Source organism: Psychrobacter sp. T6-1 (genome assembly GCF_052258445.1).
In genome coordinates this window covers 1-515 of record NZ_JBQQFC010000841.1, presented here as the reverse complement: position 1 = coordinate 515, position 515 = coordinate 1, and the positions used below count along the sequence as shown (strand labels likewise).

Here is a 515-nt window from a genome sequence, read left to right as displayed (position 1 = left end):
CGAGCCGCTCGCGCGCCTTGCCCCAGTGCATCGCCGCGATGGCGATCACCGCCTCGTCCGGCGAGGTCCCCTGGCTCTCCAGGGCATCCGCCATCAAGTCAAGGCAGCGGCGCGCCTCCATCGGGGTGACGCCGACGCGGCCGGCGAGACCTTCCATGACCGCCTTGTTGCGGGCGAGCATGCCGACATCGCCGATCGCGCCCCAGGCCACCGCCAAAGCGGGCAGGCCGCGGCGGCGGCGCTGCCGGGCCAGGCCTTCCATGAATCCGTTGGCAGCGACGTAGGAGCCCTGGCCGGGGTTGCCGATGAACGTCGTCGCCGACGAGAACATCACGAAGTAGTCGAGGCTGCGGTCCCGGGTGGCGGCGTCCAAATGCTGGGCGCCGACCACCTTCGGGCCGATCACGGCGTCGAGCGCCGCCGCGTCGATGTTGGCGATCAGGCCGTCCTGAAGCACCGCCGCGGCGTGGAGAACGCCCGCGAGCGTCTTCCCGCCCTGCTCGATCTCGGCGATC

Annotated in this window: 1 protein-coding gene; it reads right to left on the bottom strand. The window is 71.7% G+C overall.

Annotation, left to right across the window (positions count from 1 at the left end):
- Positions 1-515 (bottom strand): KR domain-containing protein (locus ACTXGO_RS16270; protein WP_443575260.1); only part of this gene is annotated, 515 nt, incomplete at both ends.